Below are 13,096 nucleotides of genomic sequence, written 5' to 3'. Positions count from 1 at the left end.
GCAACAATTTGCTGCGACGTTATAAAATAATGTTAAGTTTTTGTGTCCATGTTTAAATCCGCATTTTTATATTTCAATCATTTCAAATTTTGATGGTTCTAATTCTATTGATTTTAATAATTTATTTTTAAAGGAATTAGGGTTGCTAGAAGTTTCAAAACCGAAATAGTCAAATTCCAAGGAAGAAAGAAAACCGAAACCATAACCATCATCTCCTGTATTTTGCATAAAGATAGCAACCATTTCTCCACTTTCATCATAAACTATACTTCCTGATGCTCCAGAAATTAAATCATATTTATCGTTATTATTGTTGTTATCATATTGAATAAAAGTTTTAAAATAACCATATTTTGCAAATTCTTGTGCTTGATCATTTATAGTTACTTTTTCTATTCTATTAATAATATGTTCTCTATATCTTCTACCAGAAAAGTTTAGATGAGGATCTTGTGGGAAACTGCTAACAAAGAATTTTACATAATTATTTTGGGAAATATAATTAGTTTTTTTGCTTAATTTAAGTGGTTTTAATTTTTGTCATTCATTTAAGTAATTGATAATTTTGGTATTTTTTTCTAATTTTGCTTGTTTTAAAATTGGTTCAATATCAATTATAGATATTGATATATCAGCATTATTTCTATTTGAATCTTGTTCTTTTGTTTCATCTCTTTTGGTTTGATTTATTGCTTGTCAAAAATTAAAATTGAATCATTTTTTTTCTACATTTATTGAAATTTCACTATTAGCACTATTTACCTTGGAATCGTTGAAATCTGGAATTAAAAATTTTTTTAAAACTCTAGAATCATATCATCTTGTTTCTAAAATGTCACTAACGTGTCTATTTGTTATGAAAAAATATCTATAATCATTTGGATCGTTGGGTTTAACTTTTGCAAGCATAGTTGAAGTTCCACCACCAACAACAAAAACTCTTTTTCTAATTTCTTGAAAATTTGTGTCGGTTTCTTGTTCTAAAATTCTTTTACCATTACTAAATTTAAGTGGATTATTAATTTTGTTTGAATAATATTGTCCATTAGAACTTAATTTAGCATGTAAATCTGATTGATAAGTTTCAGGAACAAGTGAGAAATTTTCATCTTCTTCATCTTTTGTTAAATATGAAACATCAACTAAAGTATTATATTTAGAAATAAAAATATTGTTTTCAATTTTAGTTTCATCTTGAGTGAAACTAAAATCAGGAATATAATCACTATATTCATCGTTTGGTTTAATTTTTATAATTAAATTAGAATCATTATCGATATTATAATTAAATTTTACAAAAGGTTCTTCAAAAAACTCAGTTACTCATTCGTTATTTAAAACATTTTTATTATTTAATAATTCTTCTAAATTTATTAGTATTCTTTGAGAAATTTTTGTTTCAAAAGAATCATCTTTTTTTCTAAAATCAAAGGTAATTCCTATTTTTTTATCAGTAAATGGTTTATTTAAAAAGTTTTTTAAATTAAGTTTTAATGTTGCTTCTTTTTTGTTTCCTGATAATTTAATTTCTTGATATTGAATAAAAATAGGCATAAGTTTATTAACGTATTTATAAATATTATTTTCTTCTTTGAATCTTGCTTGTAAATCTGGTATTTTAGATAAAAGTTTTTCAGCAGGAATAGGATTATTAAAATCACTAAAGTTTGTTCATTTTGGAAACTCATCACTAAATTTAAAAGTCCCTTGAATATATTTTAATATTTTTGTCATTTCAATATTAAAATAATTTTTTACTAGATTTAAATTATTATCAGTTTTTTCTAGAAGGACACTATTTGGGAAAATATTTTTATCAAAAATAATTTTAGGGTTATTGATATTACCACTTTGAGTTAAAGTTTTATTTTCTAAAATATCAGGTTTTGGGAAGGAAAATAATTTATCTTTAATTAAAATTGATAAAGGTGGGAATGAAATTTCTTTTGATTCATAAAGAATTTTTATCAAGTTGTATTCAACACCTTTTTTTATTTGATTTTTTATATTAAAAAATACAAAAGAGTTGTCACTTGAAATTTCTTCATTAGTTAATTCTATAAGATTATTTTCTTCACTTGTTGGTGATAAAAACACGGAAAATACAGCATTATTAGGAATATAAAATTGGTTTTTATCATAACTAAGTTTTATTGAATAAAGATTTTTTGATTCATCAAATATTAATTCTGAACTTGAAAAGTTTTTTATTGTAGTTTTTGCAGTAGTTACTTCTTTTACAAGTTTTTCTATAGTTAAATTTTTATTATTTAAAGAAAAAGAATCAATATAGTATTGAGTATTGCTTTTTAATTCATTTACATTTATTTCAATAAAAGGAGAATTAACTTCGTAATTACTTACTATTATCTCTTTTTCTTCTTCATCAGAATTTTTAGATTTTAATACTAATTTAAAAGTTTTTAGATTTTCATTAGATAAATTAAATTCTGAAAAATGGAATATTACTAAAAAACTGTTTTCTGTAATGTTTTTAAAATTTATAAAATCTATAACAAAATTATCTTCTTTATTTTCTATTTCATTGCTAATTTTTTTAGTTGTAAATTTAGTATTTAAAATTTCATTTGATATTATTATTTTGTTTTTTAAATCTTTAAAATTTATTTTTGAAACTTTTAATGTTTTTGAACTTGAAGATAAGATTTTATTTAAATTTATATTTAAAATATTGTTTTGTAAAATATCTTCAAATAAATATGTATTTTGTTCTTCATCAATTAATTCAACAATAGTAATTGGGTTAGATTCTTCTAGATATTCAGTATTGTTAAGAATAAAATTGATATTAGAAACTTCTTCTCTTTGATTTAAAACTGAAGAATTATTAATTTCAATATTTGCTATTTCTAGTTGAAATTTAGTACTAAAATTATTAAAATTTACTTCTTGATTATTTATTATTATTTTATAAATAAAGTATTCATAATTGGATGTCAAGTTATTTATTTCAAATACTAATAAATTCTTTTCTAAAGGAATTTCCTTTATAAAAGAATTATTAACTAATATTTCTTGATTATCAGAATTTTTATAATATATTTGTATATTTTCTTTTGTTGTACTAATATTGGAATTTAATTTTAATTCTATTTCTACTGAAGAATTTTTTGAATTTTTATATTTTATATCATCTATAATATAAAAATTTTTGTCTTCATTTTTATTTATTTCTTTATTTTGACAAGAAATTAAAGTTGTTAAAAATAAAGGGGTGCTTGTTAAAATTCAGATTTTCTTTTTCATAAATTATTTAAAAATTTTCTTACCTAATGTTTTATATAATTTAATTTTATTATTTAGTAAGTCAAAAGCTTTTTGTAAAGTGTTATTATCGAGTAAATCAATATTAGAATCTTTTAAAATGTTTAAAGGTCAATCTTTGGAACCAGAACTTAAAAATTTATTAATGTAATTTTCTAATTCTTGAACACCATTTTCTTTATATTTTTGGAAGAAAATATTTGCTACTATATAACCAATAGCATATTTATAAACATAGAAATTATAATAAAAATGAGGTACAATTACTGAATAAATATTGCTTTTATTTCCTACTTTTTCTTTATTTTTGATATTTGTATATTTGTTTAAAACATCAACATAAATTTTTTCAAAACTTTCAAAAGTTTTCATAGGAACAGAATTATCAATATTTTTATAAAGTTCATATTCATAATTAGCTCATTGACATTGTCTTACTACTGTTGAAAGAAAATCTTGAATAGATTTTTCAAGCAAATGAAATTTTAATTTTTCATTTTTTGCATTAGTAAACATATAATCAAAAAGCATTAGTTCGTTGAAAATTGATGCAATTTCAGCAAGAAAAATAGGATAGTCTGCGTGTTCATAAGGCTGATTTTGATCTGAATATCAAGAGTGCATTGAATGACCCATTTCATGTGCTAAAGTAGCAACTGAATTTAATGTTCCATTAAAATTCATAAGGATATATTTTTTTTCAAGTGAATAATGACTTCCGATTGAATATGCTCCACTTCTTTTGTTAGGAACTGTTAAATAATCAACTCATCTTTGATTTATTGCTTCTTTCACTTTATTTAAATAAGTTTCTCCCAACGGTTTAACTGCTTCAAAAAGTAAAGATTGTGCATCTTCTACTGAGTATTTTTCTTTAATATTTACAAGTGGAAGCATTGAATCTCATGGTTTATAATCTTTATTATATTTTTGTTTAAAAAATTGTTTTTTAGTTTTGTAAAAAAGATCATATAAATTTGAGTTTGATTGAACAATAGAAAATAGTTTATTTAAAAGTTCTAAAGGAACTTTGTCATTGGATATTTCTTTTTCAACCAAAGAATTATAGTTTCTATTTAGAGCATCTGTAGATTTATTTCTTATATGTTGTTCAAGTAAGGAACTAAAAGTTTGTTTATGATTTAAAAAACCATTTAAATAGTTAGTATATGCTTGCTTTCTTATATTTTCATCTTTTCTTTTTAAATATGAAAAGTAAGTAGATTGATTTAAGGTAAACTTTTTATTTTTACTTATAATTTCATCGAATTTAGTTTCAGAATCTCTTAAAATTGCAAAAGTTTGGTATAAAGAAACCTCTCCTTTTGATGTTTGTGTTATATAATTTTCCACTTCGTCTACATACTTATGTTCTTTTTTAGATAAAATCTCTTCAACATCTTTATTATATAATTGAAATCTTGGATCTGATTTTCATTCATTTATTTTGTGTGAATTTTTAAAATACTCATTTTCTTCAGAACCAAGTTCTTTAATAAAATCTGAGTATTTATTTAACAGCAAACCAAAATGAGTTGAAACCACTGGTTCAACTAAATTAGTATTTTTTTTGTTAGATAAATAGTTATAAATTTGTGAAAAATATAAATCAAATTCTTTTTGTTTTTCTTTATATTCAATAAATTTATCTATATTTTCAAATTTAGTTTTACTTGTTTTTATTACTGGAATAGAATATTTTTCAAAATCATCTAATCATTCTTGAATTGATTTATTTTTTAAAATAAATTCTAAATCAAATTTATATTTTTCTGGTATTTCATTATAATTTTTATAATTTTTCATTTTTTCTCCTTAAATTTTAATCTTTTCTATAACCTTCTTTGGATAATATTTTTTGAATTGAATTTCAATATTTTTTTAGTCAAGAATTTTCAGAAGTTCTTGTATTTAAATAAAATAAAATTGGGTTAATTTCTTTATTTTCAGGGTTTATTTCACTAAATAATATTCTTTCTTTACTATTTTCATTATCAATGGTTCCTGGTTTTTTAGCATTTGTTGCAAAAAGGGATCCAACAAGAATTTTATTACTATCAAATACTGCTGAACCTGAACTCCCAGTTCAAAACGAATTTAATATTCCAACACCGTTTAAATATCAAATATTTTCAAAATTGGCATTATTATAGTAAAACTTTCCTTCGCCCTCTAATTGTGAATTTTTAAAATTGATATTTTCTTTTAATATGGATGTTTCTTTTGTTACAAACTCATTATATTTTGGATCAACAATAAATGTATTTGTTGAATTGTTAAAAGAAATTAAAGATTCATTAAAATATCGTTTAGCTGTTGTTTCTCCAATAAAAGAATTTTTTTCAAATGCATTTTGTTGAGAATCTACAACTGTAGAATAACCAAAAACATTTAGATTCAATTTGGAATTATTTCCATCTTCACTTTGAATATTTCCAATTAAAGTTGGATTTAAATCATATTCTTTAAAAGCTTCTGGTTTTTCTATGTTATTTTTCAGTTTAATTTTAATTATTGAAAAATCAGTTCCTGAATTTGGATAATTAGTTATTGTTGGTTGATGCTGAGCATCTAGATTTCAATAGTTTTTAAAGTTATGATCATAAAGTAATGGTTCCATAATTTCATATGATTCTATAAAAGAGAAAGGTGATTGGAAGTTTGTATTTATTACTTGAGAGTCATAATTGAAACCAAAATTATCTCCATTGTCTTTTTGTGGATTGTAATAAGAAAAATGTTTTTTCAAAATGTCAGAAACTAATTTTGTATTAACTGGATTTTTATTAGTATCATTTCATTCTTGACTGTCATTTGGTTTTAAAAGAAATAACTCATTTTGAAATAAATTTGTAAAGGTTTTTTCAGGTATGGAACCATCATAATTTAGTGAAGCTTGAGCTTGAAAAACATTATTAAGCATTGATAATTTTTCTTCAGTTATTTGTTTATAATTGTTATTTTGACTAATAAGTTGCGAAGAATTTGTATAAACTTGTGGAAATTTTAATACTTTAGTAACATGAATATTTGTTGCTAAATAATAAGTTAAATTTTCTGAATCAGAAGGATCTTTATCAATAACTCAAGCTGTTCCATTTATTGAAGAAAACGGAAATAATACTGATCTTTTACCAGCCTTATCGCTATAAACATTTCATAATTCATCAAAGTAAGTAATTCTCATAGAACGTTTTTCTAAAAATTCACCCATTACTCTTTTATCATTTTGTAAATTTGAATAAATTTCTTTTATTTCAACATCTTGCTTATTTAAAATCTCTTTTGGAGTTGATATAATAAAATTATTTTCTAGATTAGCGACAAAAAAATCACTATCTTTTTCATTATTGTAAATTAATGCATATTTAACTAAATATTTTGTATTTTCCTTTAATTTTGGAATACTTATTCATTTTTTGCTAATAATTTCTTTATCAGTTGTGATTTTAGAATCTTCTTTTATTATATTATCATTATTTAATTCATAAATAATTAATGAAATGTATTTATTTAAATCATTAGAAGATAAGTCATAATTTAAATTGAAAGTATTACCAAAATCACTTGTTTCAATTTCCTTATTTTTTTCATTCGTTGTAAAAGAAATGTTTGAATTAGAAAATACAATTTCTTTGTTTATTTCTTCTTTTATGGAAAATTCCAAATTATCATTTTGTTGATTGGTTTGTTTAATTGATTTTAATAAATATGGCTTATTTGGAATAATATTATTTTTAAAGGAAAAAGTTGCAATTTTACCATTTACATAATTTTCGTTTTTTATAATTGAAACACTACTTAACTCTTTTTCTTCATTTTCATTTTTTAGTTGTAGTTCAATTTCTAAATGTGAATTTACATTTTTATCAAATTCAATATTTAATTCTCATTGCTCAGAAGAATTATTAAATTTAACTAAATTGTTAAAATTAATAACATTTACTTTATTGTTTGTTTCACTTGGATTTTCTTTATTTTCGTTCTTTTGAACAGAACAAGATAGAGAAACAGCACTTAAGAAAGTAGGAACTGCTATAAGACCTATAGAATATAAGTTTTTAAATATTTTTTTCTTTTTCATATGTTATCTTTCATTTTAATAATATAAAATAATACCAAAAAAAATTCTTTTTTAAAGCATTAAAAGCATAAAAAAAGAAATCATTTTAAATGATCTCTTTTTTGTTTTTTATTTTACTTCAAAGACAATTTCATCTTTAGAAGAGTTTTTCAATTGTTTATTAATAACTTCTGTTTTTGTTGAATCTGAAGTAACAATATAAACAATATCAGTTTTTTCAACAGCTGTTTTTAAGAATTCCATATCAACTTCAGCAATTAATTGTCCTTCTTTTACTTCACTTCCTTGTTCAATAAATGAAGTGAAACCTTTTCCAGATAAATTAACTGTGTCAATTCCTATATGAATTAAAATATTAATTCCTTCTTTTGTGGTTAAACCATAAGCGTGTTTTGTTGGGAATACAGTAGTTGCTACACCATTAAATGGTGAATAAATTTTAACTATTTTTTTAGTTGCATCTGGAGAAACAATAACACCATCACCAAGCATTTTTTCTGAAAAAACACCATCGTTTATTTCAGAAATATCTTTAATAGTACCTGAAGTAATATTTTTAAATTTAACAACTTCTTTGTTATCTAAATTCATATTATTATTTGTATCTTGTTGAATTTCGTTTTCTTGTTTTTCTTCGTTGTCTAAAACAAGTTTTTCACCTTTGTGAGAACTAATTTTTGAATTTAATTGTTCAGCAACTGGTCCAAAAATAACTTGAACGTGTTTATCACCGATAAATTTAACACCTTTTGCACCTGCTGCTTTTAATCTTTCTTCATTTACTTTTGTTTTATCAAGAATATCATATCTTAATCTTGAAGCACAGTTATTAAAACTTTCAATATTTTCTCAACCACCAAAAGCAAGAACTATTTCAGTTTCTTGTGCATTTAAAGAAGATTTGGTTGTTTGTTTTGAACTTTTTTGATTTTTGAAATCTGCTTTTGTAAATAATTTAGTATTGCTTCCTCTACCAGGAGTTTCTAAATTCATTTTTTTGATTACAAAGTAGAAAACAAAGTAATAAATTGGAGCATAAGCAATTCCGATTACTGCTCATCATCAGAAGTTAGTTCCTTTTAATACAGGAATTGCTCCGTAAATAATTAAGTCAAGAATTCCACCAGAGAAAGTTTGACCTATATGAGCACCTAAAATGTTCATAAACATAAATGCAAATCCAGCCATTATTGCGTGGAATCCTCAGAACATATAAGGAGCTAAGAATAGGAATGTAAATTCAATTGGTTCTGTAACTCCTGTTACAAATGAAGTAAGTGCTGAAGGAACAACACTACTTAATGCTATTTTTCTGTTTTCTTTTGGAGCTGCCATTACCATTGCTGCAGCTGCAGCAGGTAAAGCAAATTGCATAAATGGATATTTACCTTGTAAGTATCTACCTACTTTAATTCCAAGTTGTTTTTCAAAGAAAGTAAATACAGGAGCAATTTCAGTTTTTCCATTTACATTATAAACAACATTGTTAAATTCTAATGATAAAGCACTATTTGAAATTAGAGAGTCTCCAGCTCATTTAGTTGGGTTTTTAGCCATTAATTTATAAAGTTCTGTTGCTGTAATGTAACTTTTTCAGTTTTCTTGTAATGCATAGTTTGTAGAAGATAAAGGACCACCTTCTTTAAGAGCATCTCCTAAAGAAGAGTACACATCTCCACCAACATTTGTGTATCATAATGGAGCATAAAATGCATGATGCAATCCAAATGGAATTAAAGATCTTTCAATAATTCCAAACACAAGTGATTCAAGACCTACTGGAGCTTTATTTAAAAGTTTACCAAATGCTGTTAGTCCAGCACCTATTCATGGTCAAAAGATCAAGAATAAAAAGGTTAATGGAATCATAGCAACGATTGAAACAATTGGCACAAAACGTTTTCCTCCAAAGAAGGAAATCATTTGTGGTAATTGGATTTTGTAGAATTTATTATATAAATAAGAAATTAAAATACCTACAATTATAGATCCGAAAATGGAAGTTTGTAAAGATAGAATTCCAAAACTACTTTTTACAATTTGTAATGAAGATTCTAAACTTCTACCAGCACCACCAAAAAGAACTACATAACCTTTTAATTCTTTATAAACAATTTCTCCTTGTTTATTAACTTCTACTACAATATTATTAACATTTCCAGCAGTTACTTGACTGCTATTAGATAATGTTTCATAAACTGGTGATATAAAAGGAACTTGTAAAGCTAAAAATACAAAGTATCCTACAATAGCTGAAAAGACAGCTGTTCCTGCATCATTTGTAAAGGAAACTACAAATGCAGCAGCAAATAATAAAGGTAAAGCGTCAAAAATTGGTTGACCTAATTGTTTAATAAAAATCCCAAATACTTTTCCACCACCTGATGATAAATTTTCAATGGTAGCACCTATACCAAGAAATAATCCAGCTATCGCCATAACAGCAATAGGTAGTAAAAAAGCACCTGAAATTTTTGATAAAATCAACTTAGCTTTTGCACTAAAGTTTTTGTCATTAACTACTACTTTATCTTTGCTTTTTGTTTTAAAGAAAAATTTCATTTTATCCTTTCTAAAATTACCTACTATAATAAAGTATAGTTAGGTGATAAAATTATATGTTATATTCTGTAAAATAAATTAAAAAAGATTCAAAAAATAGTTAATTTTTGGAAAATTGTTGATATTTGTTAATCTTTTGGCGTTTTTCTGTGTGTTTTTTATATTTAAAACAAATGGTTCACTCGCCTTTAATAACTTCAGGTAAAGAATTTAAAACACTTTCAACAGTGCCAAAATAGTGTTTTTCATGCATTTTAGTTATTTCTTTTGATAAAAAAACTTCAATTTCTTGATTAAAGATAGTTTGTAAATCTTCTAATGTAGCAACCAATTTATAAGGTGAAACATAAGCAATATAGTTTCCTTCAGTTAAGGTTTTAAACTCTTTTTTTCTTTGATTGCTTTTATCAGCTAAAAAGCCAAGAAAAGTAAAATTTCCTTCAAAAGGCGATAAAACAAAAGAAGAAACAAAAGAAGTTGGTCCAGGAATAACTTCTAAAGAAATGTTTAATTCGTAGCATTTTTTTATTAAAAAATAACCAGGATCACTTATTTTAGGCATCCCAGCATCGCTAATTAAAGCAATTTTTTTGTTTTCCAAAAAATAATCCATTATTTTATTAGCAATTTCTTTTTCGTTAAATTTGTGATAAGAAATTAATTTTTTATTTTTTATATTGTAATGATTTAAAAGTTTTAAACTTACTCTTGTATCTTCGCATAAGATAATATCAACTATGTCTAAAGTTTCTAAAGCTCTTAGTGTAATATCTTTTAAATTTCCAATAGGAGTACCTACTATAAAAAGTTTATTTTCATTCATTTTTTAAAAACCTTTCTTTTAAACGAACTATAAAATTCATTTTTTGAAGTTCAAAATTAACATAATAATGTTTTTTTTCATTAAAATCATTAATCATTAACATTATGAATTCATAATCTTTGTAACTTAAATTTAAAATTTTTTGTAAATTAATAATAGTTTGTTTTTGAATAAAAGAATGCTTATTTAAAATTAAATTTTTAATAAGTGCAAAAAAAAGAAATCAAAAAATGGAATGATTTTCTTCTTGCCAATTTAAAATTAAAAAACTAAAAAAATCTTTTGTAGTTTTTATTTTATGTAGTTCTGATTCAAAAGAATTAATAAATTTTTCAATTTTATCTTTTGAATTATTTGTTAAACTTAATAATTCATTAATAACATCGTTTTTTGTTAATAATTCATGTTTTGGATTTTTTAAATTTAAAACAAAAGACCTAGATACTATAGTTTTTAAAACAGCTTTAATGTTTTTAGTTGTAAAAATAATAAAAGTATTTTTATTAGGTTCTTCAATAAACTTAAGTAATGAATTTAATGTAGCAATATGTAAATTTTCAACATTTTCAATAACTAAAATATTATTTTCGTTTTTTTCTGCAGAAGTAGTCATTTTTTTAATTACTTCTTTTAAAATATCTTTATCTAAAGGATTTTCCTTTGTAAACTGAAAAAAGTTTTTGTTTATTTTTTCAATGGTTGTGTTTTGTATTTTAGAAATTAAAAATAACAGAATATTTTCTGCTAATTGTTTATTTTGAGAATTTATAATTCATGAATGAAAGGTTTTACCTGTAGAAAAAGAATTTTCAATTATAGTTTTTGCAATATTATCCATTTTTTGATAACTCCAAAATTTTATCTATTTTATTTTTTACTTGCTCAAAAACTGTTTCTACGGATTTTGAAGCATCAATGATTATATAACGTTTTGAATCACTTTTTGCCATTTGATGATATGAATCATAAACTCTTTGAAAAAATTCAAGAGCATTTTTTTCTATTCTATCGTCACAATGATTATTTTGTGAAATCAATCTTTTTCTTGATTCTTCAGGTGATAAATCAAATAAAAAAGTATAGTTTGGATATGTACCATTAATAACTATATCGTTTAATTCTTTAATTTTGTTTGTTCCGATTAATTGTCCAGCACCTTGATATGCAATTGAAGAATCTACATACCGATCGCAAATAACAATTTTATTTTCTTTTAAACTTGGTCAAATTATTTTTTCTAAATGTAATCTTCTGGAAGCAGCAAATAAAACTGCTTCAGACATTGCATCGATGGAGTTGGTTGGATCAAGAATAATCTCTCTTATTTTTTCTGCTTCTTTTAAATTATTTCCACCGGGTTCTCTTGTATAAACAAAAGATAAATTAGAATAATTTTCTTTAAAATATTTTTTTAATTTTTCTAAAATTGTAGATTTTCCACTACCATCTAATCCTTCAAAAGTTATAAACATAATTTTACTCTTTTCTATTGTTTATTGATTCTTTGATTGTTATTATATCCATATAATCTAATGAAGCACCCATTGGGATTCCAAAAGCTATTTGAGAAATAATAATTTTTTTAGTTTTTTCTTTAAGGTTTTTATGAATTAAATTTGTTAATTTTAATCCATCAATTGTTGGAGAAAGAGCAATTATTATTTCTTGAAATTGAGAAGAAAAACTCAATATTTTTTCAATTTCAAGTTGATAATTTTCTTTGTTTTTAATATCGAAAATAAAGTATTTTCCTTTATAAAAATCACTTTGTTCTATTTTTAATAATTCATTGTCACTTTCGATTATTAATAATTTTTTCTCCCTTTTTTCATCTAAACAAATATCGCATTGTTTGTTTTTGGAAATAAAATTGCATGAAATGCATTTATTTAAATTTTGGTTGAGTTGCTTAAAAGAATTTAGTAATTTTTCTAACTCTTCATAATTAAGATTTAGAGTATAGAAAGCTATTTTTTCAGCCTGTTTTTTTGTTATTCCAGGAATTTTTTTTAAATTCTCAACTAACTCATTAAATTCACTTCCTATCATTACATCATTCCGTTTGCTGGTGCAATTTCATCATGTTTTTTATTTATTTTTTCAACAAGTTCATTTATTGCTAAAATAATAACATCTTCAAGTGTTTCTTTATCTTCAGGATCAATTAATGCTTCATGCACATTAATTGATTTTAATGTTCTGTCCCCATACATTTCTAATTTTATTCCTTGTTTTTCTAATTCAAAAACTGTAGAGTTTAATTCATTAAGTTTTTTTGTATAACTTTCTTGCATTTTTTTTGCTTGTTTTATCATTTCTTGTATATTCATTTTTACCTCTTT

Annotated in this window: 9 protein-coding genes; all 9 read right to left on the bottom strand. The window is 23.2% G+C overall.

Features of this window, described 5'->3' with window-relative positions; genetic code table 4:
- Nucleotides 1-66 precede the first annotated feature (66 nt).
- Nucleotides 67-3,267, bottom strand: coding sequence for a hypothetical protein (locus tag ACXX89_RS00935; protein ID WP_458557320.1), 3,201 nt, complete (start codon nt 3,265-3,267; stop codon nt 67-69).
- 3 nt (nt 3,268-3,270) lie between these two features.
- Complete coding sequence (gene pepF, locus ACXX89_RS00930) at nt 3,271-5,091, bottom strand: oligoendopeptidase F (protein WP_458557319.1); 1,821 nt, start codon at nt 5,089-5,091, stop codon at nt 3,271-3,273.
- Between the two features lie 16 nt (nt 5,092-5,107).
- The gene (locus ACXX89_RS00925; RefSeq protein WP_458557318.1) at nt 5,108-7,369 is read right to left on the bottom strand and encodes a DUF31 family putative serine protease; all 2,262 of its coding nucleotides are present in this window, start codon (nt 7,367-7,369) and stop codon (nt 5,108-5,110) included.
- Between the two features lie 108 nt (nt 7,370-7,477).
- Complete coding sequence (locus ACXX89_RS00920) at nt 7,478-9,931, bottom strand: PTS transporter subunit IIABC (protein ID WP_436359009.1); 2,454 nt, start codon at nt 9,929-9,931, stop codon at nt 7,478-7,480.
- Between the two features lie 100 nt (nt 9,932-10,031).
- A complete protein-coding gene (rsmI, locus tag ACXX89_RS00915; protein ID WP_458557317.1) occupies nt 10,032-10,754 on the bottom strand; it encodes a 16S rRNA (cytidine(1402)-2'-O)-methyltransferase in 723 nt (240 codons plus the stop codon).
- Nucleotides 10,741-11,592, bottom strand: a complete 852-nt coding sequence (locus ACXX89_RS00910; protein ID WP_458557316.1) for a hypothetical protein — start codon at nt 11,590-11,592, stop codon at nt 10,741-10,743. The genes rsmI and ACXX89_RS00910 overlap by 14 nt, the downstream gene beginning before the upstream one ends.
- Nucleotides 11,585-12,226: a dTMP kinase gene (gene tmk, locus ACXX89_RS00905; RefSeq protein WP_436359012.1), complete on the bottom strand. Its 642-nt coding sequence runs from the start codon at nt 12,224-12,226 to the stop codon at nt 11,585-11,587. Before tmk ends, ACXX89_RS00910 begins: the two co-directional genes overlap by 8 nt.
- Nucleotides 12,227-12,230: 4 nt before the next feature.
- A complete protein-coding gene (locus ACXX89_RS00900; RefSeq protein ID WP_436359014.1) occupies nt 12,231-12,803 on the bottom strand; it encodes a toprim domain-containing protein in 573 nt (190 codons plus the stop codon).
- Entirely contained in the window at nt 12,803-13,084 is a 282-nt protein-coding gene (locus ACXX89_RS00895; protein WP_436359015.1) for a YbaB/EbfC family nucleoid-associated protein, read from the bottom strand. Before ACXX89_RS00895 ends, ACXX89_RS00900 begins: the two co-directional genes overlap by 1 nt.
- Nucleotides 13,085-13,096: the final 12 nt, after the last annotated feature.

The organism is Mycoplasma sp. 1012 (assembly GCF_054343455.1).
This window is presented reverse-complemented; position numbering and strand designations above follow the sequence as displayed.